This window comes from Rhizobium sp. P28RR-XV (assembly GCF_012641385.1).
GTDB lineage: Bacteria > Pseudomonadota > Alphaproteobacteria > Rhizobiales > Rhizobiaceae > Rhizobium.
In genome coordinates this window covers 83,127-108,686 of record NZ_JABAIG010000013.1, presented here as the reverse complement: position 1 = coordinate 108,686, position 25,560 = coordinate 83,127, and the positions used below count along the sequence as shown (strand labels likewise).

The 25,560-nt window shown below is 58.7% G+C and carries 25 protein-coding genes; 12 read left to right on the top strand and 13 right to left on the bottom strand.

The window, feature by feature from the left end; all coding sequences use genetic code 11:
- Nucleotides 1-215: 215 nt before the first annotated feature.
- The 4 genes from HGP12_RS26065 to HGP12_RS26050 are packed head-to-tail and all read right to left on the bottom strand — an operon-like array spanning nucleotide 216 to nucleotide 2,978.
- Complete coding sequence (locus HGP12_RS26065) at nucleotides 216-581, bottom strand: helix-turn-helix domain-containing protein (RefSeq protein ID WP_168841898.1); 366 nt, start codon at nucleotides 579-581, stop codon at nucleotides 216-218.
- Complete coding sequence (locus HGP12_RS26060) at nucleotides 578-1,162, bottom strand: Smr/MutS family protein (protein WP_168841899.1); 585 nt, start codon at nucleotides 1,160-1,162, stop codon at nucleotides 578-580. The genes HGP12_RS26065 and HGP12_RS26060 overlap by 4 nt, the downstream gene beginning before the upstream one ends.
- Nucleotides 1,162-2,280, bottom strand: a complete 1,119-nt coding sequence (locus HGP12_RS26055) for a murein transglycosylase A (protein WP_168879646.1) — start codon at nucleotides 2,278-2,280, stop codon at nucleotides 1,162-1,164. The genes HGP12_RS26060 and HGP12_RS26055 overlap by 1 nt, the downstream gene beginning before the upstream one ends.
- A complete protein-coding gene (locus HGP12_RS26050; protein ID WP_168841901.1) occupies nucleotides 2,277-2,978 on the bottom strand; it encodes a Tim44/TimA family putative adaptor protein in 702 nt (233 codons plus the stop codon). The genes HGP12_RS26055 and HGP12_RS26050 overlap by 4 nt, the downstream gene beginning before the upstream one ends.
- Nucleotides 2,979-3,124: 146 nt before the next feature.
- Here HGP12_RS26050 and HGP12_RS26045 point away from each other — a divergent pair, with 146 nt between their 5' ends.
- Together HGP12_RS26045 and secB are read left to right on the top strand one after the other, a co-directional pair.
- Entirely contained in the window at nucleotides 3,125-3,643 is a 519-nt protein-coding gene (locus tag HGP12_RS26045) for an FxsA family protein (RefSeq protein WP_168841902.1), read from the top strand.
- A 93-nt stretch (nucleotides 3,644-3,736) separates the two neighbouring features.
- Nucleotides 3,737-4,219 (top strand): protein-export chaperone SecB, encoded by a 483-nt coding sequence (secB, locus tag HGP12_RS26040; protein ID WP_112339883.1) that lies wholly within the window; start codon nucleotides 3,737-3,739, stop codon nucleotides 4,217-4,219.
- A 116-nt stretch (nucleotides 4,220-4,335) separates the two neighbouring features.
- On the opposite strand, the gene dnaQ is transcribed toward secB, so the two are convergent.
- Genes dnaQ through HGP12_RS26015 form a run of 5 tightly spaced genes read right to left on the bottom strand, consistent with a single transcriptional unit; the run spans nucleotide 4,336 to nucleotide 7,973 of the window.
- Nucleotides 4,336-5,052, bottom strand: coding sequence for a DNA polymerase III subunit epsilon (dnaQ, locus tag HGP12_RS26035; RefSeq protein ID WP_168841903.1), 717 nt, complete (start codon nucleotides 5,050-5,052; stop codon nucleotides 4,336-4,338).
- A 17-nt stretch (nucleotides 5,053-5,069) separates the two neighbouring features.
- A complete protein-coding gene (coaE, locus tag HGP12_RS26030; protein WP_168841904.1) occupies nucleotides 5,070-5,669 on the bottom strand; it encodes a dephospho-CoA kinase in 600 nt (199 codons plus the stop codon).
- Nucleotides 5,669-6,526, bottom strand: a complete 858-nt coding sequence (locus tag HGP12_RS26025; protein WP_168841905.1) for a shikimate dehydrogenase — start codon at nucleotides 6,524-6,526, stop codon at nucleotides 5,669-5,671. Before HGP12_RS26025 ends, coaE begins: the two co-directional genes overlap by 1 nt.
- Entirely contained in the window at nucleotides 6,519-7,118 is a 600-nt protein-coding gene (locus tag HGP12_RS26020) for a Maf-like protein (RefSeq protein ID WP_168841906.1), read from the bottom strand. Before HGP12_RS26020 ends, HGP12_RS26025 begins: the two co-directional genes overlap by 8 nt.
- A gap of 33 nt (nucleotides 7,119-7,151) precedes the next feature.
- Entirely contained in the window at nucleotides 7,152-7,973 is an 822-nt protein-coding gene (locus HGP12_RS26015; protein ID WP_168841907.1) for a pyruvate, water dikinase regulatory protein, read from the bottom strand.
- 400 nt (nucleotides 7,974-8,373) lie between these two features.
- On the opposite strand from HGP12_RS26015, the gene hemE reads away from it, so the two are divergent.
- From hemE to HGP12_RS25975, 8 genes are all read left to right on the top strand, one after another.
- The gene (gene hemE, locus HGP12_RS26010; protein ID WP_168841908.1) at nucleotides 8,374-9,408 is read left to right on the top strand and encodes a uroporphyrinogen decarboxylase; all 1,035 of its coding nucleotides are present in this window, start codon (nucleotides 8,374-8,376) and stop codon (nucleotides 9,406-9,408) included.
- Entirely contained in the window at nucleotides 9,408-9,953 is a 546-nt protein-coding gene (gene hemJ, locus HGP12_RS26005) for a protoporphyrinogen oxidase HemJ (RefSeq protein ID WP_205926642.1), read from the top strand. The genes hemE and hemJ overlap by 1 nt, the downstream gene beginning before the upstream one ends.
- A 199-nt stretch (nucleotides 9,954-10,152) precedes the next feature.
- Nucleotides 10,153-11,418 (top strand): transcription termination factor Rho, encoded by a 1,266-nt coding sequence (gene rho, locus HGP12_RS26000; RefSeq protein WP_205926641.1) that lies wholly within the window; start codon nucleotides 10,153-10,155, stop codon nucleotides 11,416-11,418.
- Between the two features lie 137 nt (nucleotides 11,419-11,555).
- Nucleotides 11,556-12,890 (top strand): tRNA uridine-5-carboxymethylaminomethyl(34) synthesis GTPase MnmE, encoded by a 1,335-nt coding sequence (mnmE, locus tag HGP12_RS25995; protein ID WP_168841909.1) that lies wholly within the window; start codon nucleotides 11,556-11,558, stop codon nucleotides 12,888-12,890.
- A 107-nt stretch (nucleotides 12,891-12,997) separates the two neighbouring features.
- Entirely contained in the window at nucleotides 12,998-14,878 is a 1,881-nt protein-coding gene (gene mnmG, locus HGP12_RS25990; RefSeq protein WP_168841910.1) for a tRNA uridine-5-carboxymethylaminomethyl(34) synthesis enzyme MnmG, read from the top strand.
- Between the two features lie 25 nt (nucleotides 14,879-14,903).
- Nucleotides 14,904-15,521, top strand: coding sequence for a 16S rRNA (guanine(527)-N(7))-methyltransferase RsmG (rsmG, locus tag HGP12_RS25985; protein WP_168841911.1), 618 nt, complete (start codon nucleotides 14,904-14,906; stop codon nucleotides 15,519-15,521).
- Nucleotides 15,522-15,542: 21 nt separating this feature from the next.
- On the top strand, nucleotides 15,543-16,340 hold the full coding sequence (locus HGP12_RS25980; RefSeq protein ID WP_168841912.1) for a ParA family protein: 798 nt from the start codon (nucleotides 15,543-15,545) through the stop codon (nucleotides 16,338-16,340).
- Between the two features lie 29 nt (nucleotides 16,341-16,369).
- Nucleotides 16,370-17,254 (top strand): ParB/RepB/Spo0J family partition protein, encoded by an 885-nt coding sequence (locus tag HGP12_RS25975; protein WP_168841913.1) that lies wholly within the window; start codon nucleotides 16,370-16,372, stop codon nucleotides 17,252-17,254.
- Between the two features lie 104 nt (nucleotides 17,255-17,358).
- On the opposite strand, the gene holA is transcribed toward HGP12_RS25975, so the two are convergent.
- From holA to leuS, 3 genes are read right to left on the bottom strand one after another with little or no spacing between them, the layout of a single operon-like run.
- Nucleotides 17,359-18,396 (bottom strand): DNA polymerase III subunit delta, encoded by a 1,038-nt coding sequence (gene holA, locus HGP12_RS25970; protein ID WP_168841914.1) that lies wholly within the window; start codon nucleotides 18,394-18,396, stop codon nucleotides 17,359-17,361.
- 13 nt (nucleotides 18,397-18,409) lie between these two features.
- Nucleotides 18,410-18,931: an LPS assembly lipoprotein LptE gene (lptE, locus tag HGP12_RS25965; RefSeq protein ID WP_168841915.1), complete on the bottom strand. Its 522-nt coding sequence runs from the start codon at nucleotides 18,929-18,931 to the stop codon at nucleotides 18,410-18,412.
- Complete coding sequence (gene leuS / locus HGP12_RS25960; RefSeq protein ID WP_168879645.1) at nucleotides 18,921-21,551, bottom strand: leucine--tRNA ligase; 2,631 nt, start codon at nucleotides 21,549-21,551, stop codon at nucleotides 18,921-18,923. Before leuS ends, lptE begins: the two co-directional genes overlap by 11 nt.
- Before the next feature lie 201 nt (nucleotides 21,552-21,752).
- Here leuS and HGP12_RS25955 point away from each other — a divergent pair, with 201 nt between their 5' ends.
- Complete coding sequence (locus HGP12_RS25955) at nucleotides 21,753-22,412, top strand: YggS family pyridoxal phosphate-dependent enzyme (protein WP_168841917.1); 660 nt, start codon at nucleotides 21,753-21,755, stop codon at nucleotides 22,410-22,412.
- Nucleotides 22,413-22,631: 219 nt separating this feature from the next.
- Here the strand turns inward: HGP12_RS25955 and HGP12_RS25950 are convergent, their stop codons facing one another.
- Nucleotides 22,632-23,339 carry a DUF1013 domain-containing protein gene (locus tag HGP12_RS25950; RefSeq protein WP_075853359.1) on the bottom strand — a complete coding sequence of 236 codons (708 nt, stop codon included), beginning with the start codon at nucleotides 23,337-23,339 and terminating at the stop codon, nucleotides 22,632-22,634.
- 225 nt (nucleotides 23,340-23,564) lie between these two features.
- On the opposite strand from HGP12_RS25950, the gene acs reads away from it, so the two are divergent.
- Nucleotides 23,565-25,523: an acetate--CoA ligase gene (gene acs / locus HGP12_RS25945; RefSeq protein ID WP_168841918.1), complete on the top strand. Its 1,959-nt coding sequence runs from the start codon at nucleotides 23,565-23,567 to the stop codon at nucleotides 25,521-25,523.
- Nucleotides 25,524-25,560: the final 37 nt, after the last annotated feature.

Sequence of the window (25,560 nt, the reverse complement as noted above, 5' to 3'; positions counted from 1 at the left end):
AGCATGATGCCGAAAAGTGTCAGCGCATTTCGGACGACATCATGCCCTACTTCTTTGAGTCTAGAGCGGATTCAGATTTTAGGTCGTTTCGACCTGAAATCATCCGGCTCCAACGAATCAGCGGTTTTTCCTCGCCTGTATATAGGATGTTTCGCCCTGAAGTTCCAAACGGAAGGCCCCGAAATCAAGTATAAAACAGGGGATTAAGGCGGTTTTCAGCCGGTTTTCCCGGCATTTTCCAGAACTCGGCTCAGCTCCCGGATCGTCGCGGCGTCAAGGCCGCGGATCTTGCCCGCCAAGTGATTGACGAAGGCCGTATATTCGGGCGCAAGCCCGGATGTATCGACGACGACGCGCGGATCGGAAAACCGGGCCAGCAGGAAAAGTTCTTCGGCTTCGTCCCAGATGATATTGAAATATCCGGCAATGCGCTGCAGCAGGTCGAAGGTCGGCAAGCCGCGCTTCCCATGTTCTAAGGCGGATAAGTAAGCCGGAGTCACATTCAACGCCGCCGCCATCTGCTTCTGCGAGACGCCCTTGCGTAATCTCAGCTTTCGCACGGCTTCGCCGAAGGGGGTCAAAGCTTCTCCCCCTTCAAGCGCGACAGGCGGATATAAAGCGCACCCTCGCCGCCATGATGTTGCGCCGCCGTCTCGTAGGAAGAGATCAGACAGCGGAATTCCGGTTTGGAAAACCAGAGCGGTACGGCGCGCTTCAGCGCGCCCTCGCTGCCCATGGAGCTGCCCTTGCCGGTTATGACAAGCACATGGCGAAGGCCGCGGCTGTGAGCTCGCAGCAGAAAATCCAGAAGCATGGAATGCGCCTCGCTCTGGATGAGGCCATGAAGGTCGATGCGGGCCTCAAGCGCCAGGTGGCCCTTGGCGATCTTGCGTTTGACGGGGCGTTCCAGCGGGTGGTGTCGGCCGCTGGGCTGCTTCGCAGGCGCCGGTGCTTCCTGGGTTTCTGCCGGGGCGGGCGCTGTCTTCGCCTTCGCGGCACGGCCGCTTTCCTCTTTTTCGGCTTCTGCACGCAGCGCCGCTTCGAAAGCCTCGATATCCGCCATGCGGCCCGGCATGGGGCGGGCGCTCTTGGCGACCTTTCCCCAAAGGATGCGGTCCTCCGCGCTGAGCTTTCGTTCCTTGTTCTGCCGTTCCGGGGCCATCAGCCGAACCTTTGCGCCGCCGCTTTCGGAATGAGAATATAAAAATCGGCGTCATTGCGCACGGTGCCGGCGAGCTCTCCGGCATCATAACCCGAACCGGTAAAGATATCTCCGCGCGCCGGCCCGACGATCGCCGAGCCCGTGTCGAGCGCCAGCATCAGCCGCGCGAAAGGCTTGCCGCCATCGAGATGGGTCAGGCTTTCCGAACGGATGAAGAAGGGAAAGCCGAAGGTGTGGATTAGCCGATCGATCGCAAGGGACCGACCCGCCACCAGCGGCACCTTTGCAGCTGCGATCGGACCCAACGCCGGATCGCTGACATCAGCCTCGCGGAAGAAGATATAGGATCGATTGTGCCAGAGGACCTCGTCGACCTGTTCAGGGTGTGCATAGAGCCAGTCGCGGATCGTCTGCATGGAGATCGTGGCGCGGTCCAGCAAGCCGCGCTCTATGAGCAGGCGCCCAACCGCCGAGAAGGGATGACCGGCCTTGGCGGCATAGGTGATGCGGCCGAGACGCCCATCCGGATAGCGCAGGCGCGCCGCGCCCTGCACATGCACGAAGAAGACATCAACCTTGGATTTCGCCCAGGCGATCTCCAGCCCCTTGCCGTCGAGATAGCCGCGATCGATCTCACCGCGATCGGGATAGGCGGAAATTGCGCCGCCCTGGAGCCTGTCGAACATATAGGACCGGTCAAGCCCAGCGGGGCGGTTGGCGTCGTCCAGATCGATTAGATCAGCCGGCCGGCGATAAAAGGGGTAGCGGTAGGTTTCGTCCGGTTCGGCCGAAACTTCGATTTCCGGCTCATAGAAGGCCGTCACGAAACCGGTCGCGCCGCCATCGCGGCGAATGAAGAACGGTTGGCAATGCTCCTCGAAAAATGCCCGGGCGTCGGGCGCGCTTTGCGGCTCTCTTCCCTCTGCGGCATCGAGGAGCGTCAGGAGATCGGCCGCAGTCAGTCCGGCCGCGCCCGTGCGATAGGGCTTCACGTCGCGGATATAGGCTCGACAGTCCTTCATGGCGCGAAAAAGGCTGGAAGGATCATCGTCCTTCCAGCCCTTCAGATCGGCGAAGGTTGCCGGCTCCAGCCTGAATTCCTGCAATGGGATCGTCATTGTTCGGATTCGGTCGCCACGAGTTTCCAGTTCGGATCGCGCGAACGCGTGTCGCGGGCGAAGGTCCACAGGTCGCTGATCTCGGCCACAGCTTCGGCATCGCCATCGATCACGGTGCCGCTCTTGTCGTAGATGGCGGAAATCATCTGGCTAACGATGCGCATGGTGATGAAGGATTCCGTTCCCTTCATCTCGGCGCTGAGGATATCAGCCTTGTCGATGCCGATGAAGGTCGATTTGACCTTCTCGCCCTTAGCCTCGCGATCGGCGATGGCGGTATCGAAACCTTCATAGACCTCACGCGACAGCAGTCCCTTCAAAGACTTGCGATCGCCATCGGCAAAGGCCATAACGATCATCTCATAGGCCATGCGGGCGCCGTTGACGAATTCCTTCGGGTTGAAGGCGGGATCAGCCTTGCTCACTTCACGCAGCGAGTCGTTCAGCGGCGTACCAGCCGGGGCGAAGGTATCGATGGCGGCAAAACGGTCTTCCTCTTCGGTCGCATCGCGCCGCGGCAGGGTCACCACCTTGCCGGCATCCGGCGGCGTCGGGCCATTTGCCGGATCTGCGGAACCATAGAGATCGCGCGGCGGCTTCTCATTCCCCGTGCGGCGGCCAAGAACACTGCGCAGCTGAAAGAAGATCAGCACTGCCGCCACCAGGAAAAAGATCGTCACAAAGTCGTTTGCACCCATCTCGTATCGGAACCACCGTTAAAATTAAAAGATTAATCCCCATATAGTCCGCATCGATCTATCATTCAAATAGCGGACCAGTTTCTTTATTATACGCGAGAAACCAACGCCTACGCGAAGAAACCCGCTTTCAGGACCACCGTAACATGCGCCTATCACTTCTTCCTATCTTCGTTTCTCTGATGCCTCTGGCGGAAATCGCCGGATTCATCGTCGTCGGAAAAATGATCGGCGTCTGGGCCACCCTGGGGCTTGTCATCCTCAGCGTGCTGCTCGGTGCCGTTCTCTTAAGAATTCAAGGGATCGGGATCCTCCAGCGCATCTCCGCCGAAAGCCGCAATGGCGGCGATCCCGGCCGCGAGATGGTGCATGGCGCCATGATCGTCGTCGCGGCCTTTTTCCTAATGCTGCCCGGCTTCATTTCCGATATCATTGGCCTGCTGCTTTTCATCCCGGCGGTGCGCGATCTTGCCTGGACGGTGCTGCGCAAGCGCATCGTCGTTGTCGGCAATTCGCGCGCCTTCCGGCGAGGACAGGGTCCGGACGCCAGCCCGCAAGGCCGGCCACGCAACCCTGAAACGGTGGTCGATCTGGACGAAACCGATTTCCATCGCGAGCCGAACCGCAACTCGCCATGGTCCGATCAGAAGCGCCTAAAGGACTAGAATAGCGCAATTGAGCACCGGGCCATAAGGGTTGTAAGCCCCTATTCTAAATGCTAGATGGCGACACCCATCGAGACGTGAGAGGACACCCCCATGGCCAACGAGACCAACGGCAACGGTGCAGCCAGCCCGAGCCTCAGCATCCTTGCTCAGTACACCAAGGATCTTTCCTTTGAAAATCCGGGGGCTCCGCGCTCGCTTCAGGCCCGGGAAAATGCTCCCGACATCAATATCAATGTCAACGTCAACGCCAACCCGCTGTCGGACGAGGATTTTGACGTCGTGCTGACGCTGAATGCCGAAGCCAAGGATGGCGAGCGCGTTCTCTTCCATACCGAGCTGGTCTATGGCGGCGTCTTCCGCGTCACCGGCTTCCCGCAGGAACACATGCTGCCGCTGCTTTTCATCGAATGCCCGCGCCTGCTGTTCCCCTTCGCACGCCAGATCATCGCTGACGTCACGCGCAATGGCGGCTTCCCGCCGCTGATGATCGACCCGATCGATTTCGCGCAGATGTTCACGCAGCGCATGGCCGAGGAGCAGGCCCGCGCCCAGGTTTCGGCCGTTCCGAACTAGAGCAATTCCAGTGCGCAGCGGTTTTCCGCCTAGAATTGCTAGATAACAAAGAGATAGAATAGAAATGCCCGGATCGAAAGACCTGGGCATTTTCTTTGACGACCTGGGGAAGCGCCTTATTCGGAGGCGCGATATTTGGACCAGATTCCCTTCGCGCCAAGCTTGGCGACCAGTGCGGCATGGGCAGCGAGCTCTTCCTCGCTCAGTCGGCTCGGCAGCGGATAAGGCCGTTCGAGAATATCAGCAACGATTTCCTCCACGGCATAGTTCTGACGCGAACGCGCCGACGAACCATTGGCGCTGCCGAGACCCAGCGCGGTCTGCCGGCCGCCGATCATCTCGATATAGACTTCGGCGAGCAGTTCGGAGTCGAGAAGCGCGCCATGCTGGGTGCGATGCGAATTGTCGACGCCGTAGCGCCGGCAGAGTGCATCCAGCGAATTCGGACCCATGGGATGCTTGCGCCGGGCCATGGCGAGCGTATCGATCACCATATCGGGCAGGATCGGCGGCCGGCCGATCCTTGCAAATTCCGCGTTGACGAAGCCCATGTCGAAGGTGGCGTTGTGCGCAATCCATTTGGCGTCGCCGAAGAAATCGAGGATCTGATCCGCAACGACTTCGAAGGGCGGCTTGTCCTTCAGTGATTCATCGGTGATGCCGTGCACAGCAAGCGCATCGGGATGAACCTTGCGGTCGCCGGGATTGATAAAAAGATGCAGCGTTTTGCCGGTCGGGAAATGGTTGAAGAGCTCGATGCCGCCGATTTCGATGATACGGTCTGCCCTGTTGTCGAGGCCGGTGGTTTCCGTATCGAAAATGATTTCGCGCATGTGGGGGCTCCGCCTTCCTATTTCTTATTCCGCTGCTTGCGCCGCAGATCCGCGACGATCTCTCTTACCTGCTTGCGGGCCGCATCGATACTGCCGCCGGTATCGATGACGTAATCGGCGCGTGCGCGTTTTTCCGCATCCGGCGTCTGTCGGGAGAGAATCATGTTGAATTTTTCCTCCGTCATGCCTGGTCGGGCAAGCACTCTTTCTCTCTGAATCTGTGGATCACAGCTGACGACGACGATCTTGTCGACCCTCTTGTCCGCGCCGGTTTCGAACAGGAGCGGAATATCCAGCACCACCATATCGGCGCCTGCTTGCCGCTGACGTTCCAGGAATTCGCGCTCGCGCTCGCGAACGAGCGGATGGATAATGGCTTCGAGACGCTTGAAACCGGAGGGTTCGCCCGCAAGCTTCCGGCTGAGTTCCTGCCGGTCGACTTTGCCATTGCTGGTCGTACCGGGGAAGGCAGCCTCGACCAGAGGAACCGCTTCGCCGCTATAAAGATCATGCACGACAGCATCGGAATCGTTCGCCGGAATTCCGGCTTCGGCGAAGAGTTTCGCCGAGGTCGATTTTCCCATGCCGATCGATCCCGTCAGCCCGATCCTGATCATCAATGCTTTTCCATATCCGCGATGATCAACGCCCTCAAAGTATCATCAACCACCGGACGCTTTCCGAACCATTTTTCGAAGCCTGGCACCGCCTGGTGCAACAGCATGCCAAGGCCATCGACGATGGCAAAGCCCTGTTCCTCGGCCTGCGTCAGAAGCGGCGTCTTCAAGGGTACATAGACAATGTCGGTAACGACAGCCCCTTGTGCAAGTGGCGAGAAATCGATCCGCGGTGCGGCTTCGCCATCCATGCCGAGCGAGGTCGTGTTGATGAAAAGGCCGGCACCTTGCATGACGTCGCCAAGTGCTGCCATCGGATGGGCATGAACACGTTCGCCGAACCGATCCGCCAGCTCCCGCGCCCGCTCGACCGTGCGGTTGACGATGTGGATTTCCTTGAAGCCGCGATCACGCACGGCCTGTATCACCGCGCGGCTGGCGCCGCCTGCGCCGAGGATCACGGTCCGGTCGCTGCGATCCCAGCCGGGATGACGCTCATCGAGGTTCGCCGTGAAACCACGGCCATCGCTGTTCGTCGCATGCAGCAGCCGGTCCTCGATCCACAAGGTGTTGGCGGCGCCAAGTTCTTCCGAAAGCTCATCGGGCCGATCGGCGAGTTTGAACGCCGCTTCCTTGTGAGGGATCGTGACATTGCCGCCGACGAAGCCGCTGGTGCCCTCTTTCAGCGACGTGATGAAGGCAGCGAAATCCTCGGGGAGCACTGCATGCGCGCGATAGCTGCCGGCCAGACCGAGCTGCCGCAGCCAGTAGCCATGGATCAGCGGCGAGCGCGAATGCTTGATCGGATAACCCGTTACGAAAGCGTTTATGCCCGGTGTTTCACGTGAATCATCCATCGATCGTCCCCAACTCACGCAGTTTTTCCAGCAGCGGCAGCATCGGCAATCCGACGATCGTGAAATAATCGCCGTCGATTTTCGAGAAAAGCTGGATGCCTTCGCCCTCGAGCTGATAGGCGCCGACGCTTGACAATGCCTTCTCTCCGACGCGGCCGAGATGCCGATGGATGAAATCGGCCGGCAGCTCGCGCATGGTCAGATCGGCGTGCGACACATGCTCCCAGATGATATCGCCATTGCGGGCCAACGCGATGGCGCTGTTCAGGCGATGCGTTTTACCCGACAGGGTCCGCAGATGATTTTCCGCATCCGCCATCGTCTTCGGTTTGTGGAAGACCTGGTCACCGAGCGACATGGTCTGATCCGAACCGATGACGAGCGAGCCCGAGAAGCGATCGCTGACTTCCTTTGCCTTCGCCTTTGCCAGGACGAGCGCGACAGCATCGGGGCTGGCGCCATCCCGTTCGAGCGGGGCTTCGATTGCGCGTTCGTCGACATCGGCGGCGATGGCCTGGAAATGCAACCCGGCATTTTCCATCAGCATCCGTCGGAATGGGCTGGATGATGCAAGAATAAGGGGCACGGTCATGACGGCTGCCTCCGGGATAATAATGTGCAGCGCTTAACGCAGCTTGGGGCGCAGGGCAACAATGGCCGCCGCAGTCTCTTCGATCGAGCGGCGCGTGACATCGATGATCGGCCAATTGTGTCGGGCGCAAAGCGAGCGGGCATATTTCAGCTCTTCGGAAATGGCGGCGCGATCCGTATAGTCACCACGATCGAAGCCGGGCGTCGTGCCGAGAATGCGGTTTTCGCGTACTTGCGAGATGCGATCGGTCGTTGCCACCAATCCGACGATCAATGGCTTGGTCGCCTTGCTCAAGCTCTCCGGCAACGGCACGCCGTGGACGATAGGTATATTGGCGGTCTTGATGCCGCGATTGGCCAGATAGATGCTCGTCGGCGTCTTCGAGGTGCGGCTGATGCCGATGATGACGACATCGGCATCGTCATAATCATCCGGCATCTGCCCGTCATCATGATCCATGGTGAAGTTCAGCGCTTCGATGCGGGCGAAATAATCAGCGTTCATCACATGCTGCGCGCCGACGCGTCGGCGCGATGCCGTACCGAGATAGGTCTGGAAGACATTCATGACAGGTTCGAGAACATTGACGCAAGGCACGCCCATATCCTTGCACCGCTCGGCGATGAAATCGGCGAGTTCACGATCGACGATCGTATAGAGGACAATGCCGGGGCTATTATCGATCGCCTCCAGAACCGGCAGCAGCTGCTTGCGGTTTCTGATCAGCGGATAGACGTGCTCGATCGGCTGGCTAGCATGGAATTGCACCGAGGCGGCACGACCGGCGGAGATGAGAGTCTCGCCCGTTGAGTCAGAAATCAGGTGCAGATGAAAGAAGCTCGTTCGGTTTTCCACGCTACTTTCCGTCACCTGTTGATATCTCGGGAGAAAAGAGAGGTACGAGAAGGGGCCTATCCTCGGCAAGTGGAAAACCGCCGAGTTTTCCACATTTGGGATTTTCGAGAGAAGGCCTTCGCCGCGGCTGTGGGCAATGTGGACAAGTTGAGAAGCGCAACTTCGATCCCCACTTTGTCCCCAGAACGGGATAAAGCAAATTCAGCTGCAAGCTGCTCAAATGATTGAAAGATCGTCTTTGTTTTCCACATATCGGCTCGCGGCGTTCGAATCGCTGCAAATTTCCGCGTGAGGCGCGACAAATTGGACAGGCGATGGATGAACTTTAATCCTTGATAGTCACCGACTCTAAGAAATAGAAACCTTAGATATATGTTTGGTTTTATATAGGACGACGTCTTTGACCGATGAACGCCGGAAGATCATGCGGGTGCTAAGCGGAGAAACGCTCATCCCTCCCCCTCTCTGGCTGATGCGTCAGGCAGGACGCTATCTCCCGGAATATCGCGAGACACGCGCTAAAGCTGGGAGCTTTCTCGATCTCTGTTATTCGCCCGATCACGCGGTGGAAGTGACGCTGCAGCCGATCCGTCGTTATGGCTTCGATGCGGCTATTCTTTTCTCCGACATCCTGGTCATCCCTGATGCGCTGAAACGGAATGTCCGGTTTACTGAAGGGCATGGACCGGAGATGGATCCGATCGATGAAGCCGGCATCCTGGCGCTGAAGCCGGAGGGCATCCTGGCGCATCTTGCGCCGGTCATGGAAACGGTGAGGAGGTTACGGCGGGAGCTGCCGGTGGAAACGACGCTTCTCGGCTTCTGCGGGGCACCCTGGACCGTTGCGACCTATATGATCGCCGGACATGGTACGCCCGATCAGGCCCCTGCCCGGCTATTTGCCTATCGCCATCCCAAGGCGTTCGAACATCTCTTGATGCTGCTTGCCGATATCTCAGCCGATTATCTCGTGGCGCAGATCGACGCCGGCGCAGATGCCGTGCAGATTTTCGATTCCTGGGCTGGCGTGCTCGGCGAAAAGGAATTCGCAGCTTATGCGGTCAAGCCGGTTGCGAAAATGATTGCGTCGGTGAAGGCACGGCGGCCGCAGGCTCGCGTCATCGCTTTCGCCAAGGGCGCGGGATATCTGCTGAAAACCTATCGGCAGAAGACTGGCGCCGATGCGATCGGTCTCGACTGGTCGGTGCCGCTGGCTTTCGCGCGCGAACTCCAGAAGGATGGGCCCATACAGGGAAATCTCGATCCAATGCGCGTGGTTGCCGGGGGCAAGGCTCTGGAAGAGGGGATCGACGATATTCTGCGGCATCTTGGCAGCGGTCCGCTGATTTTCAATCTCGGCCATGGCATTACGCCACAGGCGGATCCCGCCAATGTTTCGACGCTTGTCGAACGTGTGCGGGGATGGAGGAACTGATGGCGGTGGAAAAGCAGACGGATTCCGCACCTGGCCAGAAAGCCGGACGGCGCGCCTATTCCATGATCCTGATCTTCGCCGTCCTGGCGATCGGCCTGTTCGCCTGGCATCCAAGCGATCTCTATCTCTGGATCAAGGCGCTTCACATCATCGCGGTGATTTCATGGATGGCCGGCATGTTCTACCTGCCGCGGCTTTTCGTCTATCATACCGATGCCGAACCGGGTTCGCAGCAATCCGAGACGTTCAAGGTGATGGAGCAGCGGCTATTGCACTACATCATCACGCCGGCGATGATTTTGACGTGGATTTTCGGGCTCTATCTTGCCTGGTCGGTCTATGATTTTCACGGCGGATGGCTGCACGCCAAGATCGGGCTTGTCGTGCTGCTATCGGCTGTTCATGGGCATTTCAGCAGCGCGGCACGCGCTTTTGCCCGCGATGAGAACAAACATTCGGCGCGCTACTGGCGACTAATGAACGAGGCGCCGACGCTGTTGATGATCGCGATTGTCATTCTCGTGGTGGTGAAGCCATTTGCGTAAGGTGGGGCTGTATTAGGGGCAGCGTTAAATTTCTTTCATTTTGCATGCCCCCCTTGCGGTTCAGAAAGTGAGTCGCTATTTTCCCGCCATCTTCTCTTCGTGGCATGTATCCATTCTGTCGCCCGCGAGCGCCCCTATCGCGGTTCTGAATTCGAGCAACATTGCCTTTCCCCTCCTAAAAAAACGAGTAATTCCCTTCATGGCTGAAATGAAGCTTCAGGAACTGAAAAATAAATCCCCGACCGATCTCCTGGCCTTCGCCGAATCGCTCGAGGTCGAGAACGCAAGCACGATGCGCAAACAGGAACTGATGTTTGCCATTCTGAAGGTACTGGCGAGCCAGGACGTGGAAATCATCGGCGAGGGCGTCGTCGAAGTTCTGCAGGACGGCTTCGGTTTCTTGCGTTCCGCCAATGCCAACTATCTTCCCGGCCCGGACGATATCTACATCTCTCCCTCCCAGATTCGCCGCTTCTCGCTGAAGACGGGCGACACGGTCGAGGGACCGATCCGCGGACCGAAGGAAGGCGAGCGCTATTTCGCGCTGCTGAAAGTGAACACCATCAATTTCGACGATCCGGAAAAGATCCGTCACAAGGTTCACTTCGACAACCTGACGCCGCTCTATCCGAACGAGCGCTTCCGCATGGAACTCGACGTGCCCACGACGAAGGATCTGTCGCCGCGCGTGATCGACCTGGTGGCGCCGCTCGGCAAGGGCCAGCGCGGCCTGATCGTCGCACCGCCGCGCACGGGTAAGACCGTCCTGCTGCAGAACATCGCCCATTCGATCACCGCCAATCATCCGGACTGCTATCTGATCGTTCTCCTGATCGACGAACGTCCGGAAGAAGTGACCGACATGCAGCGCTCCGTTCGCGGCGAAGTCATCTCCTCGACATTCGATGAACCGGCCGTCCGGCACGTTCAGGTCGCCGAAATGGTGATCGAGAAGGCGAAGCGCCTAGTCGAACACGGACGTGACGTCGTCATCCTGCTCGATTCGATCACACGCCTCGGCCGTGCCTATAACACCGTCGTCCCCTCTTCCGGTAAGGTTTTGACTGGCGGTGTTGACGCAAACGCTCTGCAGCGCCCGAAGCGCTTCTTCGGTGCTGCCCGTAATATCGAAGAGGGTGGGTCCCTGACGATTATCGCGACGGCGCTGATCGATACCGGGAGCCGCATGGACGAAGTCATCTTCGAAGAATTCAAGGGTACCGGTAACTCGGAAATCGTTCTCGACCGCAAGGTTGCCGACAAGCGCATCTTCCCGGCGATGGATATCCTCAAGTCCGGTACGCGTAAGGAAGATCTGCTGGTGCCGCGCCAGGATCTCCAGAAAATCTTCGTTCTTCGCCGTATTCTCGCGCCAATGGGCACGACCGACGCGATCGAATTCCTGATCGACAAGCTCAAGCAGACGAAGAACAATCCGGACTTCTTCGAGTCGATGAACACCTGATCATTAGCCGGATTCGTCCACAGTGCTCTTTGGCGGCGCTGGTTGCATGTTATAGTCGGGGCCGCCTTTAAGCGGCCCCTGTTTCGTTTTAGCGACGTGATATCATCGAAGCGGGAAGTCGATGGGTATCGACTCGGATGCGGATCAATTCAATGACGGCAAATGATACGATCTATGCCCTATCCAGCGGCGGGCTGCCGGCCGGCGTTGCTGTGATCCGCATCAGCGGACCAGCAGCCTTCCCTGCCGCTCTGTCTTTGGCTGGGTCTCTGCCAGCGCCGCGGCAGGCTGCGCTGAAAACGATTCGGACTCGTAACGGTTTAATGATCGACCGCGGCCTTGTGCTGATTTTTCCCGGTCCAACCTCCTTTACCGGAGAGGATTGCGTCGAGATTCATGTTCATGGTGGTAAGGCCGTCGTCAATGCGCTTCTAACGGAACTTTCCATGTTCGACGCGTGCCGTCTTGCGGAGCATGGAGAGTTTTCGCGTCGTGCCCTTGAGAACGGGAAGATGGATCTTGTCGAGGTGGAAGGCCTGGCAGACCTTATCAGTGCCGAAACCGAGATGCAGCGGCGTCTCGCCTTGGAGCATGCCGCCGGCGGGCTATCGGACATTTATAATGGCTGGGCTGACAGGTTGACGCGCGTTCGCGCGTTGATCGAGGCGGAGCTGGATTTCGCCGACGAAGACGATGTGCCCGGCTCTGTATCGGATATTGTATGGGCGGATATGCAGCGGCTACATTCCGAACTATCCGATCATCTCAAGGGTGCGGATCTGGGCGAAATTATCCGCGACGGCTTGAAAGTGGTGATTGCCGGACCGCCGAATGCTGGCAAATCCAGCCTGATGAATGCGCTGGCAAAACGTGAAGTGGCGATTGTTACCGACATTGCTGGAACGACACGTGACGTTCTGCATGTCGACCTCAACATCGAGGGATATGCCGTCAAGCTTTACGATACGGCCGGTTTGCGGGAAACCGACGAGATTATCGAGCGCGAGGGAATACGCCGCGCCCTTAAGACCGTCGCTGATGCCGATCTCGTTCTGTCCCTGGCGGAAATCGGTGATCGTCCGCAACTGGATTTCCCAGGCTTCTCCGGCAAAATTGTCACGCTGGGGACGAAATCAGACCTATATCCCGACCAAGGCAGCAAGGAATATGACGTGCTTATTTCGTCGGAGACGGGCGTAGGATTATCGGAGCTACACCAGTTTCTTCGAAACGACCTAAAGGATCGCTCGGAATCTCTTTCATTGGCACTACCGAGCCGGCTGCGGCATCGGACATTACTCAGTGAAAGTCTGGCTGCCGTTGCGGCAGCACTTGCCTCCGAGGATCGCGGTCTCGATATCAGGGCTGAGTATTTGCGACAGGCGGCCACCAGCCTCGGGCGCATAACGGGACGCGTTGATGTCGAAGATCTGTTGGACGTGATCTTCTCGGAATTCTGCATTGGCAAATGATTCACGTGAAACATGTCCGATTGGGTGACGGACGAACGTTTCACGTGAAACCTTCTTGACTCCTGAAATTGGTGTGCCAAACAGACGGCACGACCGAGGACTTGGTGATGTTCGATAAAGTGTATGATGTGATCGTTGTGGGAGGCGGCCACGCTGGCAGCGAGGCCGCAGCCGCGGCCGCGCGCCTGGGCGCGCGCACTGTGTTGGTGACACATAAGCGAGACACGATCGGCGTCATGTCCTGCAATCCCGCCATTGGCGGCCTCGGCAAGGGTCATCTCGTGCGGGAAATCGATGCGCTTGACGGCTTGATGGGCCGGGTTGCCGATGCGGCCGGCATTCAATTCCGCATGCTCAATCGCAAGAAGGGACCTGCCGTTCGTGGCCCGCGTACGCAAGCTGATCGAAAGCTCTATCGTTTGGCCATGCAGGCCGAGATCGGTGCAATTGACAATCTCGATGTCATCGAAGGGGATGCGTTTGACCTCGTCCTCGAGCACGGGCGCGTATCCGCCGTTGCGTTGAAGGATGGCAGGGTCATCCGTTGTGGTGCCGTCGTTCTGACGACCGGAACTTTTCTTCGCGGCCTTATTCATATTGGCGACAAGAAAATCCCGGCTGGCCGTGTCGGCGAAGAACCTTCAGTTGGGCTTTCGGCAACATTGTTGCGACATGGGCTTGCCCTTGGACGTTTGAAGACCGGAACCCCGGCCCGCCTTGACGGCACGACCATCGATTGGGCCTCTGTCGGGAAACAGGGCGCCGACGAGGATCCCACGCCTTTCTCTTTCATGACTGATTCCATCGTCAATCCGCAGATTGAATGTGGCGTCACGCGAACGACACCGGAGACACATAGGATCATTGCCGACAATCTAAAGCGTTCGGCGATGTATTCCGGACAGATTGAAGGTGTCGGACCGCGCTATTGCCCCTCCATTGAGGACAAGATCGTTAAGTTTGGGGAGCGCGACGGCCATCAGATATTCCTGGAACCGGAAGGTCTCGATGATACGACTGTCTATCCGAACGGCATATCGACCTCCCTTCCCGAGGACGTCCAAGAGAATTTCATTAAAACCATTCCGGGTCTGGAACGAGTCAGAATCCTCCAATACGCCTATGCGATTGAATATGATCATGTGGATCCGCGCGAGCTGAAGCTCTCTCTGGAGGTGGAAAAGATTCCCGGGCTTTTCCTTGCCGGCCAGATCAACGGCACCACCGGATATGAAGAGGCTGGAGCGCAGGGTCTTGTTGCGGGGCTGAATGCTGCGCGCCTTGCTTCCGGCGGCAAAGCCATAGAATTCAGCCGAACGGACTCCTATATCGGCGTGATGATAGACGATCTGACGTCACGCGGCGTTGCAGAACCCTATCGCATGTTTACCTCGCGCGCGGAATACCGCCTTTCCCTGCGGGCCGATAATGCGGATGTGCGCCTGACCCCGGTCGGCCTATCCATCGGTTGCGTGGGCGCCGATCGCGCATCGCGGTTCGGAGGGTATGTGACGAAGCTCGAGCAGGCGCGTGCGCGCCTGAGGGATTTGAAGATTACGCCAAGCGAGGCCGAGAAGGCCGGAATGCATTTGAATAGGGATGGTCAGCGCCGTTCTGCTTATGAGCTTCTCTCTCATCCGGGTCAATCGATCGAGACGCTGTCCCGTCTTTGGCCTGAGCTGCAATCCATGGAGCGGGGCGTTACCGAAGCGATCGAGATCGAGGCCGCTTACGCGGTTTATATGGACCGGCAGGCGGCGGATATCGCACAGGTCCGGAAAGAGGAAGAGCGGGCCATTCCGCTCGACTTCGACTTTGCCATTCTCTCAGGATTGTCTAATGAGCTGAAGCAGAAGCTCGCCGCGGCAAATCCGAAGAACATTGCTCAGGCGTCGCGGATTGATGGAATGACGCCAGCGGCTATTTCCTTATTGCTGGCGCATCTTAGGAAGGCGAGCAATCAGGACGAGCAGAAGCTCGTATCCTGATCCTACAAGGTTAGAGAGTCCAAATATGGAATTGAACGGTGTACGTGTTTCACGTGAAACACAGGAGCGGTTGCAGCATTTCGCCCAACTTTTCCAGAAATGGGCGAAAACTATCAATCTTGTCGCGCCTTCTACTGTCGATGATCTCTGGCGCCGCCATATTGCCGATAGCGCGCAGATTTTTCAGCTCCATCCCGTGCCGAGTCATTGGGTCGATCTAGGTAGCGGCGGCGGCTTTCCCGGCGTGATAACGGCAATTCTCCTGGCTGAAACGGGCGCGGGACATGTTGATTTAATTGAAAGCAATCAGAAGAAGGCTGCTTTTCTGCGCGTGTGCCTGCGGGAATGCGAAGCGCGCGGCGCCGTTCACGCCGTTCGCATCGAAAACGCACCTACTGTCGCCCAGCATTGCGATGCGATCTCGGCGCGGGCTCTTGCGGAGCTGGAATTGTTGCTTGATTACGCGGCGCCCTGGCGCGAGCGCAACGAAAATCTACGGCTTTTTCTGCACAAAGGCCGGGATTACGAGCGTGAGCTTGAGAAAGCCCGTGGTCGTTGGGAATTCGATCTGGTAAAACATCGGAGTGTCGTCGAGCAAGATTCCGTCATTTTGGAGCTGAGTCGACTGCGATGCGTGAATTAACCATAATTGGATGTGCGGCAGATGATCGGCGAGCGAAACCGGATTATTACCATCGCAAATCAAAAGGGCGGAGTCGGCAAGACCACGACCGCCATCAACTTGGCGACCGCTCTTGCTGCGATCGGTGAGCGCGTCCTGATCGTTGATCTCGACCCACAGGGCAATGCCAGTACGGGTCTTGGGATCGAGCGGCGAGATCGAAAACTATCCTCCTATGATCTCCTGGTAGGCACCCATTCGATCATGGATACCGTCCAGGAAACCGCCGTCCCAAATCTCTTCATCGTGCCATCGACGATGGATCTGCTCGGTGTCGAAATGGAGATTGCACAGCAGCCGGATCGGGTCTTCAAGCTTCGCCGGTCGCTGAATGCGCCGGAGGCCCTCGCCTTCTCCTATATTCTGGTCGATTGCCCGCCGTCCTTCAATTTGCTGACGATGAATGCCATGGCTGCGGCACATTCCGTGTTGGTGCCGTTGCAGTGCGAATTTTTCGCACTGGAAGGCCTCAGCCAGCTCCTGGAAACTGTTGATCAGGTTCGCCGCACGGTCAATCCATCCCTGGATATTCAGGGGATCGTTTTGACGATGTTCGACTCCCGCAACAATCTGGCACAGCAGGTGGTCAGCGATGTTCGCACCCATTTGGGTGAGAAAGTCTACCATACGTTGATTCCGCGCAACGTACGCGTGTCCGAGGCGCCTTCCTATGGGAAGCCAGCCATTCTCTATGACCTGAAATGCGCAGGCAGCCAGGCTTATCTGCAATTGGCTTCGGAAGTGATCCAAAGAGAGCGGCAGCGCAAGGCTGCCGCATGATATGTATTGTTCCAGAGTGAGTATCGGTAATGAATGATGATCTTTCGAAGCGGCGTCTCGGGCGCGGATTGGCGGCTCTCATCGGTGAGATGGACCAGCCAACGCCAGTGGATGCGGGCAAGCCGGCGGTCAATCCGGATCGTCTGGTGCCGATCGAATTCATCAACCGGAACCCGAGAAACCCGCGCCGCTATTTCGATGAAACGGAGCTGCATGATCTTGCCAGCTCCATCCGCCAGCACGGTATCGTCCAGCCGGTCGTCGCGCGAACGATTTCGGCGGACCGCTATGAGATCATAGCCGGCGAAAGACGCTGGCGAGCAGCGCAGCTTGCCGGCCTGATCGAAATTCCGGTCATTGTCCGGGATGTCGACGACAAGACCGCTCTTGAAATTGCGATTGTCGAAAACGTCCAGCGTGCCGATCTCAACCCACTTGAAGAGGCGCTGGGCTACGAGCAGCTAATCGCTGAGCATGGCTATACGCAGAACGATCTCGGCGAAATCATCGGCAAGAGCCGCAGCCATGTCGCCAACTCGCTGCGACTGCTGAAGCTGCCCGATCCGGTGCGCGATATGCTTGCGGGCGGCAGTCTGTCTGCCGGTCATGCGCGTGCCCTGGTGTCGACATCCGATCCAGCTGCGCTGGCCCGCACCATCGTGTCCAAGGGCATGTCGGTGCGCGATGCCGAGCGATTGGCGCAGAATGATATCAAGGCCCAGAACGATCCTCGCCCCGCCGGTGCGCGCAAGGACGAAAAGGATTCCGATACACTGGCGCTGGAGCGTACACTCTCCGATACGCTCGGTTTGGACGTTTCGATCAATCATCGCGGCAATGGCGGCCAGGTGAAGATCAGTTACAAGACGCTGGAGCAGCTCGAGGAGATCTGCCGGTTGCTGGAGCGGCGCTGAAGGCATTCCGCAGCTTTGCAATTACAGTCAGCCGGCTAAAGGCAAAGCTTGGTCCATTGGAAATGGATCCGTAGCCATTTGCGCCGGCTGTTTCCTGCGAAACATCAACCCTTTCGAGCCGATTGCAGCGTGGTTGCCAATAGGGTCTGGGTGGCAATAGTATCTTCCAGGCTGGCCCGCTGGCGTGTCTGAAGAATAGCGCTTTGCAATCTGTTCATTTCCCGGGCAATCGCTGGCGCGGTCCAGCTCCGGAGCGCCTGTTCGATGAGAGGCTTGCGGCGGAAATGCAGATGGCGGCCGTGCGTCTGCATGACCTGGGCGGGAGCGATCCGCTTTTCATCCATCTCCGCCCGCATCGTATCAAGCATCTGAAACTGTCTCAGACAGCCCTGTAACACGAGGAACATCGGCGTTTTAGATGAGGAAATCCTCTGCATGGCGCGCAGGAAGGCCTCCGAATCACCCTTCAGAATGGCATCGACGGCGTCATCAGCGGAAACCGCGCTGGCGTCACCGATAATCTCGATGACGTGTTGTTCCTCGATCATGTCCTGGCCGCGGCAGTAAAGGGCAAGTTTGCGCACTTCGTTGCGTGACGCGATGCGATCGCCTCCGAGAAGCTCCAGCAATGTCTGGCGAGCGGCAGGCGTAATACGCAGTCCCTCATTGGACAGCTCAGTATCTATCAGGCTATTGAGAGCCCTGACATCATCGGCATAGCAGGGAATGGTAGCGATGCTGCGAGTCGGCTCCGCAACCTTGCGCAGCCCTGATCCTTTTTTGAGATCGCCGGCTTCGATGATGACAAAGCTGGTGTCCGGAGGATTGTCGGCAACGATCTGCAGGGAATCGATGAGCGCCTTTTCATTGGCGGCACCGCGAATCCAGACGAGCTTCTCGCCGCCGAACAGACCGATGGCATTCACTTCGTCAAGCAGGCGGCCGGCATCATTCTGCAGGTCTGTGACGTCGAGCTTAATGAGAGAAAAAGCATCGTTCAGGTCGACGCCGGTCTTGCCGGCGATTTGCGCAGCCCGTTCAGACACCAGGCCGCGATCCGGCCCATAAATGACAAAAATGCGATAGTTTCGCGCGGCATTATGGAGGAACCCGTCGAATTCGTGAGACTTGATTTCCGCCATGCCGCGCTCTCTATCAGCGGCTGAGCGCGGCTGCGATGTCGACAGCCACCATCTCGGCAACTTCGCGGGCTGCCCGATCTTCCGAATCACGGATCGCGCGCTGCTTGCCGAATTCCTGCGTTGGGAAGTCGACGAGCGATGTTACCGAGCGGCTGCCGGATTTAAGCACCTTTCCGCTAGCTGCTTCCTTCAGCGTGAAGGACGCAGTCACCGTGGTGCGACCAGCTGCCGACGTACTGGACGACGGCAGATAGAGAACGCCTCCCGTACCCGAGGCGACACTGAGGTCGACGGTATATTTCGGCGTCTTCGTTTCACCGGCGCCTCGACCTGCAATGAAGATCAGCTGATTGCGGACCTGCAGGCCGACGCGTGAGTTGGCGTCGGAGAAGGCAACTTCGGAAAGTTTCTGCGTAACACCCGTGCTGACGGCGTAGAGCGGCCGAACCTGGCAGGAGGACAGAAGACCGGTAACGGCCACAAGAGAGGCGACGCCGGCGATGCGGGCGAACTTGAAAAAACTATCAGACGACAATGTTTACGATCCTCTGTGGAACGACGATGATCTTCTTTGGCGCCTGACCATTCAATGCGCTCGTAACGGCATCCAGGGCGAGCACGGCTTGTTGCACGGCATTCTGATCCGCATCGCGCGCGATTGTCAATTCAGCGCGCTTCTTGCCGTTGACCTGAACGGGATAGACGATCTCGTTCTCGATGACGAGCACTTCGTCATAGGCAGGCCACGCGCTGGTAGCGATCATATTGACGTTGCCAAGCACTGCCGAGCATTCTTCAGCCAGGTGCGGCGTAATCGGTGCAACGAGCGCAATCAGGATTTCGACGGCTTCGCGAACGGCCGAACGATAAGAAACATCGGCCTGGCCGGTTGCGACCCTGCTCAGCGGTGCCGCCAGCGCATTGACGAATTCATAGATGCGCGCCACGGCCTTGTTGAAGGCGAGCTTGTCGTAGTCACCTTGAACCGCCTTCAGCGTGCGATGGGCGATCTGCGAAATCGCCAGCGCATCGCCCTCCTTAGCCGGAGTCGATTCGACCATCTTCAGAGCTTCGGCCGCTTCGGAGACCAGGCGCCACATGCGTTGCGTGAAACGATGCGCGCCTTCGACGCCTGCTTCCGACCAGATCACATCGCGATCGGGCGGCGAATCGGAGAGCACGAAGAAGCGTGCGGTATCGGCACCATAGGAGGCGATGATGTCATCGGGATCGACGACGTTCTTCTTCGACTTCGACATCTTCTCAATCGAGCCGATGGCAATGTCCTCGCCATTCGACAGCAGGGTGGCGCGGCGCTGACCGTCCACCTCCTCGATGCGGATATCGGCCGGCGACACCCATTCGCGCGTCAAACCACTACCGCGGCTATAGGTCTCGTGCACCACCATCCCTTGCGTGAACAGGCCCTTGAAGGGTTCCTTCACGTCGAGATGGCCGGTCTCGCGCATGGCGCGGGTGAAGAAGCGCGAATAAAGCAGATGCAGGATCGCGTGCTCGATGCCGCCGATATACTGGTCGACGGGCAGCCAGTGGTTGGCGGCCTTCTGATCCGTCGGCTGGCTTTCCCAGGGCGCGGTGAAGCGGGCGAAATACCAGCTGGAATCGACGAAAGTATCCATCGTATCGGTTTCACGGCGCGCATCCTTGCCGCATTGCGGGCAGGCAACATGCCGCCAGGTGGCGTGCCGGTCGAGTGGGTTGCCCGGCTGGTCGAAGGTGACGTCGTCGGGCAGCTTGACCGGCAGGTCCTTTTTCGGCACGGGCAGCACGCCGCAATCGTCGCAATGAATGACAGGGATCGGGCAGCCCCAGTAGCGCTGGCGGGAAATGCCCCAATCACGCAGGCGGAAATTCACCTTGCGTTCGGCTTGCGGCGCATTGCCGAGGCTCGTTTCCGAGAGCTTCGTCGCCACCGTCTCGAAGGCTTCCCCGGTGCTCAGGCCGTCGAGGAAACGGGAATTAATCATGACGCCATCGCCGTCATAGGCGGTGTCGCCAACACTGAAACTTGCGGCGTCGCCATCCTGCGGCATGACGACAGGCACAACGGGCAGGCCGTATTTGCGAGCAAAATCCAGGTCGCGCTGGTCGCCGGACGGGCAGCCGAAAATGGCGCCCGTGCCATAGTCCATCAGCACGAAATTGGCGACGTAGACGGGCAATTCCCAGGATGGATCGAAGGGATGGCGAACCCGAATACCGGTATCCATGCCCTTCTTTTCCGCCGTTTCCAAGGCAGCCAGCGAGGTGCCGGCGCGCCGGCACTCCTCGCAGAAGGACTCGATCGCAGGATCTTTGGCGGCCGCTTCCTTGGCCAGCGGGTGGTCGGCGGAGATCGCCAGGAAGGACGCGCCGAACAGCGTGTCCGGGCGCGTCGTATAGACCGTGATCTCGCGATCGCTATTGGGAGCGGTTTCCGGCACAATCTCCCAGCGAACGGTAAGGCCCTCCGACCGGCCGATCCAGTTCTTCTGCATCAACCGCACTTTTTCCGGCCAATGGTCGAGCGTGTCCAGGGCATCAAGCAGTTCCTGGCTGAATTCGGTGATCTTGAAGAACCATTGCGTCAGTTCGCGCTGTTCCACGAGCGCACCGGAGCGCCAGCCGCGACCGTCGATGACCTGCTCGTTGGCGAGAACGGTATTGTCGACCGGGTCCCAATTGACCTTGGACTTCTTGCGATAGACCAGGCCTTTCTCCATCATGTCGATGAAGAGCATCTGCTGACGGTGATAGTAATCGACATCACAAGTTGCGAACTCGCGGCTCCAGTCGAGCGACAGGCCCATGGCCTTCAGCTGGGTGCGCATCGAGGCGATGTTCTGGTAGGTCCATTCTTTCGGATGCACCTTGTTGTCGCGCGCGGCATTTTCCGCCGGCATCCCGAAGGCGTCCCAGCCCATCGGGTGCAGCACGTTGTAGCCGCGGGCGCGCTTATAGCGGGCGACGACATCGCCCATGGCGTAGTTGCGCACATGACCCATATGGATGCGGCCCGACGGATAAGGAAACATCTCTAGAACGTAGTATTTCTCGCGCGGATCATCATTGTCGGTCACGAAGACCTCGTCTTCGTTCCATTTCTGCTGCCAGCGGGGCTCGGCGTCGCGCGGATTATAACGTTCGGTCGTCATCTGATCTTGTATTCCGGAAAATCATGGGGAGTTAGGGGGTGACCTTCACCACGAAACTACCCAAGCGTCAAGTTTAGCAGTTGCAGCAAGTGCCTTATCTTGCAAAGCAAAGCCGGATTCGGGCGTATTCGCCCTTGGCAAAACCCGCCTGCCTCATTACTGCAAAGTCTAAGAAGCAAGCGAAGATATCGAGGCGAAAAGATGGAACTTCAAGAGCGCCTGAACGAAGTTCGTTCCCATATCGCGGCTGCCGAGCGTCAGGCCGGCAAAGCTACCGGCTCCGTGCAGCTCGTTGCCGTTTCCAAGACTTTCGATGCCGATCAGATCCGCCCGGCGATTTCGGCCGGCCAGCGGGTGTTCGGTGAGAACCGCGTGCAGGAAAGCCAGGGCAAATGGCCGGAGCTGAAGGCTGAAACGCCTGACATCGAGCTGCATCTGATCGGGCCGCTGCAATCGAACAAGGCCGCGGAGGCCGTGGCGCTGTTCGATGTCATCGAGACGATCGACCGGGAAAAGATCGCGCGCACCATCGCCGACGAAATGAAGCGGCAGGGCAAGACTTTGCGCCTCTATGTGCAGGTCAATACCGGGCTGGAACCGCAAAAGGCGGGTATCGCGCCCGACGATACGGCCGATTTCGTCGATTTTTGCCGCAAGGAGCTCGGTCTTTCGGTCGAGGGCCTGATGTGCATTCCGCCGGCAGACGAAAATCCGGGCCCGCATTTTGCCCTGCTTGCAAAGCTGGCCAAGCAGGCCGGCGTCGAAAAGCTCTCCATGGGCATGTCGAGCGATTACGAAACCGCCGTCGCCTTCGGCGCGACCAGCGTTCGCGTCGGCTCTGCGATTTTCGGGGCGCGATAAATTCTGCCAAAAATAAGCGTGCCGAAAGCCCTTGGCGCGCGCTCACCCTCGTGGTTCGCGAGGCTTCGGCCCCTCGACAGGCTCGGGAGCCTGCGCACCTTACCACGAGGCGCGCAGCCTCGAAGTGCAAGGATGGCCCGGACCTTCCGGCTAACAAAAGCCAACAAAAAAGCCCCGGTTTCGGCCGAGGCTTTGTAACAAGGTCCGCTATGCCGGATCTTAGAACTGATCGTCGTCCTCGTCGTCGCGGCTGGTCGACTTCAGCGACTTCAGCTTGGCGAAAACGGCGTCGGCGTCGATTTCCTTTTCCTTCTCTTCTTCACGCTCATAGCTGAAGCCGAGCTTTTCGGTTTCCTGGGCCGGCTGCAGGGTTGCGCCGAGTTCGGCGGCGGTCGGCAGCGGACGGCCCTTGGCGGCCTTTTCGACTTCCATGTCGAGGTCGATCTGGCTGCAGAGGCCGAGGGTGACCGGGTCCATCGGCGCCAGGTTGGCAGAGTTCCAATGGGTGCGGTCGCGAATCTGCTCGATGGTCGACTTGGTGGTGCCGACCAGGCGAGAAATCTGCGCGTCCTTCAGTTCCGGATGGTTTCGCACCAGCCAGAGGATGGCGTTCGGGCGATCCTGACGCTTGGAAACCGGCGTGTAGCGCGGGCCGCGGCGCTTGGATTCAGGCACGCGGACCTTCGGCTCGGAAAGCTTCAGCTTGTGGTTCGGGTTGGCTTCGGCGCGGGCGATTTCATCGCGCGTCAGCTGACCGGTCGAGATCGGGTCGAGGCCCTTGATGCCCTGTGCAGCTTCGCCATCGGCAATGGCCTTCACTTCGAGCGGATGCAGCTTGCAGAATTGCGCGATCTGGTCGAATGACAAGGCTGTATTGTCGACAAGCCAGATGGCGGTTGCCTTCGGCATGAGCAATTGTTGAGCCATGGATATAGTCCTTCTGTCAGTCCGCGCCGGTGTCGCGGTCCGGGGTGTAACACCTCAATGTCCGGGAAATACGGCCCTATATAGCGATAGTGTCGCGGAATTGCAATTCTTTGCGCATGAAATGCACTTTGTCCAATTGCTGTCGTAGTTTGACCTGCTATTGATTGCGCGGAAAGAGCACTCGAATTTGCAAATTGGAGTGCCAACTGAATTGAGGAGGAGAGAATGTCGGAGAAGGTTCATCCGGTGACGAAGCCGGTGAAGGCGCGTGCTTTGATCGATGCGGCGAAGTACCGGAAATGGTATGAGCAGAGCGTCGAGGATCCCGACAAGTTCTGGGGCAAGCACGGCAAGCGCATTGACTGGTTCAAGCCCTATACCAAGGTGAAGAACACGTCGTTCACCGGTAAGGTCTCGATCAAGTGGTTCGAGGACGGCGTCACCAATGTTTCCTATAATTGCATCGACCGGCATCTGAAGAAGCACGGCGATCGCGTCGCCTTCATCTGGGAGGGCGACAATCCCTATCTCGACAAGAAGATCACCTATAACGAGCTCTACGAGCAGGTCTGCCGGCTGGCGAATGTGTTGAAGAAGCACGGCGTCAAGAAGGGTGACCGCGTCACCATCTACATGCCGATGATCCCGGAGGCGGCTTACGCGATGCTGGCCTGCGCCCGCATCGGCGCGGTGCATTCGGTTGTCTTCGGCGGCTTTTCGCCGGAAGCGCTCGCCGGCCGCATCGTCGATTGCCAGTCGACCTTCGTCATCACCTGCGACGAAGGCGTCCGCGGCGGCAAGTCGATCCCGCTGAAGGACAATACCGATACGGCAATCAAGATTGCCGCCAAGCAGAAGGTCGCGGTCAAGAATGTGCTGGTGGTGCGCCGCACCGGCGGCAAGGTTGCCTGGGAGCCCGGCCGCGATCTCTGGTACCACGAGGAAATCGCCAGGGTGAAGGCCGATTGCCCGCCGGTAAAGATGAAGGCGGAAGATCCGCTGTTCATTCTCTATACCTCCGGCTCGACCGGCAAGCCGAAGGGCGTGCTGCACACGACGGCCGGCTATCTCGTCTATGTGGCGATGACGCATGAATATGTGTTCGACTATCACCCCGGCGATATCTACTGGTGCACGGCCGATGTCGGCTGGGTGACCGGCCATTCCTATATCGTCTACGGCCCGCTCGCCAACGCCGCGACCTCACTGATGTTCGAAGGCGTGCCGAACTATCCCGACCAGGGCCGGTTCTGGGATGTCATCGACAAGCACAAGGTCAACATATTCTATACCGCGCCGACGGCGATCCGCTCGCTGATGGGGGCCGGCGATCAGTTCGTCAAGCGCGCCTCGCGCTCCAGCCTGCGCATCCTCGGCACGGTCGGCGAGCCGATCAATCCGGAAGCCTGGGAATGGTATTACAAGGTGGTCGGCGACAGCCACTGCCCGATCGTCGATACCTGGTGGCAGACGGAGACCGGCGGCCACATGATCACGCCGCTTCCGGGTGCGACCGACCTGAAGCCCGGCTCGGCCACCCTGCCCTTCTTCGGCGTGCAACCGGAGTTGGTCGACAATGAGGGCAATGTGCTGGAAGGGGCCGCCGACGGCAATCTCGTCATTGCCGATAGCTGGCCGGGGCAGATGCGCACGGTCTATGGCGACCATGAGCGCTTCATCCAGACCTACTTCTCCACCTACAAGGGCAAGTACTTCACCGGCGACGGCTGCCGCCGCGACGAGGACGGCTATTACTGGATCACCGGCCGCGTCGACGACGTGCTGAACGTCTCGGGCCATCGCCTCGGCACGGCGGAGGTGGAATCGGCGCTGGTGTCGCACAGCCACGTGTCGGAGGCGGCAGTGGTCGGCTATCCGCATTCTATCAAGGGCCAGGGCATCTATTGCTATGTGACGCTGATGGTCGGCCAGGAAGGCTCGGATGCGCTGCGGCAGGAGCTGGTGAAGCATGTGCGCGCCGAAATCGGCCCGATCGCCTCGCCCGACAAGATCCAGTTCACCCCCGGCCTGCCGAAAACCCGCTCGGGCAAGATCATGCGCCGCATCCTGCGCAAGATCGCCGAGGACGATTTCGGCGCACTCGGCGATACCTCGACGCTCGCCGACCCCGCCGTCGTCGACGATCTCATCGCAAACCGGCAGAACAAGCCCGATGCGGCGTAAGTCGAGCCAGGGGCATTAGGCCATTCGATATTAGGCG

What these genes read in the sequence shown, in the direction of transcription:
- HGP12_RS26060 (WP_168841899.1), bottom strand. Translation starts at nt 1,162, where the DNA reads ATGGCCCCGGAACGGCAGAACAAGGAACGAAAGCTCAGCGCGGAGGAC.
- HGP12_RS26055 (WP_168879646.1), bottom strand. Translation starts at nt 2,280, where the DNA reads ATGACGATCCCATTGCAGGAATTCAGGCTGGAGCCGGCAACCTTCGCC.
- HGP12_RS26050 (WP_168841901.1), bottom strand. Translation starts at nt 2,978, where the DNA reads ATGGGTGCAAACGACTTTGTGACGATCTTTTTCCTGGTGGCGGCAGTG.
- HGP12_RS26045 (WP_168841902.1), top strand. Translation starts at nt 3,125, where the DNA reads ATGCGCCTATCACTTCTTCCTATCTTCGTTTCTCTGATGCCTCTGGCG.
- secB (WP_112339883.1), top strand. Translation starts at nt 3,737, where the DNA reads ATGGCCAACGAGACCAACGGCAACGGTGCAGCCAGCCCGAGCCTCAGC.
- dnaQ (WP_168841903.1), bottom strand. Translation starts at nt 5,052, where the DNA reads ATGCGCGAAATCATTTTCGATACGGAAACCACCGGCCTCGACAACAGG.
- coaE (WP_168841904.1), bottom strand. Translation starts at nt 5,669, where the DNA reads ATGATCAGGATCGGGCTGACGGGATCGATCGGCATGGGAAAATCGACC.
- HGP12_RS26025 (WP_168841905.1), bottom strand. Translation starts at nt 6,526, where the DNA reads ATGGATGATTCACGTGAAACACCGGGCATAAACGCTTTCGTAACGGGT.
- HGP12_RS26020 (WP_168841906.1), bottom strand. Translation starts at nt 7,118, where the DNA reads ATGACCGTGCCCCTTATTCTTGCATCATCCAGCCCATTCCGACGGATG.
- hemJ (WP_205926642.1), top strand. Translation starts at nt 9,408, where the DNA reads ATGGCGGTGGAAAAGCAGACGGATTCCGCACCTGGCCAGAAAGCCGGA.
- rho (WP_205926641.1), top strand. Translation starts at nt 10,153, where the DNA reads ATGGCTGAAATGAAGCTTCAGGAACTGAAAAATAAATCCCCGACCGAT.
- mnmE (WP_168841909.1), top strand. Translation starts at nt 11,556, where the DNA reads ATGCGGATCAATTCAATGACGGCAAATGATACGATCTATGCCCTATCC.
- mnmG (WP_168841910.1), top strand. Translation starts at nt 12,998, where the DNA reads ATGTTCGATAAAGTGTATGATGTGATCGTTGTGGGAGGCGGCCACGCT.
- rsmG (WP_168841911.1), top strand. Translation starts at nt 14,904, where the DNA reads ATGGAATTGAACGGTGTACGTGTTTCACGTGAAACACAGGAGCGGTTG.
- HGP12_RS25980 (WP_168841912.1), top strand. Translation starts at nt 15,543, where the DNA reads ATGATCGGCGAGCGAAACCGGATTATTACCATCGCAAATCAAAAGGGC.
- HGP12_RS25975 (WP_168841913.1), top strand. Translation starts at nt 16,370, where the DNA reads ATGAATGATGATCTTTCGAAGCGGCGTCTCGGGCGCGGATTGGCGGCT.
- holA (WP_168841914.1), bottom strand. Translation starts at nt 18,396, where the DNA reads ATGGCGGAAATCAAGTCTCACGAATTCGACGGGTTCCTCCATAATGCC.
- leuS (WP_168879645.1), bottom strand. Translation starts at nt 21,551, where the DNA reads ATGACGACCGAACGTTATAATCCGCGCGACGCCGAGCCCCGCTGGCAG.
- HGP12_RS25955 (WP_168841917.1), top strand. Translation starts at nt 21,753, where the DNA reads ATGGAACTTCAAGAGCGCCTGAACGAAGTTCGTTCCCATATCGCGGCT.
- HGP12_RS25950 (WP_075853359.1), bottom strand. Translation starts at nt 23,339, where the DNA reads ATGGCTCAACAATTGCTCATGCCGAAGGCAACCGCCATCTGGCTTGTC.
- acs (WP_168841918.1), top strand. Translation starts at nt 23,565, where the DNA reads ATGTCGGAGAAGGTTCATCCGGTGACGAAGCCGGTGAAGGCGCGTGCT.